General features: G+C 67.7%; 1 protein-coding gene. It reads right to left on the bottom strand.

The annotated features are described in order from the left end of the window. The coding region (locus SB751_RS33730) for an alkaline phosphatase family protein (RefSeq protein WP_410749461.1) at positions 1-228 on the bottom strand (228 nt) is incomplete at its 3' end. Positions 229-248: the final 20 nt, after the last annotated feature.

Consider the following 248-nt stretch of genomic DNA (forward strand, 5'->3'; position numbering starts at 1 on the left):
GGTCAGTACGTTGCCGCTGGCCGTGGGCACCCGATGCGGGTCGGCCAGCCCGCGCACGCCCGGCAGCGCGCCGAAATAGTGGTCGAAGGACCGGTTTTCCTGCATCAGGATGACGACATGCCGCACGTCGTCGAGCGTGCCGCGCTTGCGGTCGGGGGCGATACCCAACGCACGCCGGATGGCCGGGGGCAGGTCGGGCGTGGCGACGGAACTCGGTTCTTCGTTCATGACAGCATTAATACGGCCTG

The organism is Cupriavidus sp. SIMBA_020 (assembly GCF_046535395.1).
In the GTDB taxonomy this organism is placed as follows: Bacteria; Pseudomonadota; Gammaproteobacteria; order Burkholderiales; family Burkholderiaceae; genus Cupriavidus; species Cupriavidus campinensis.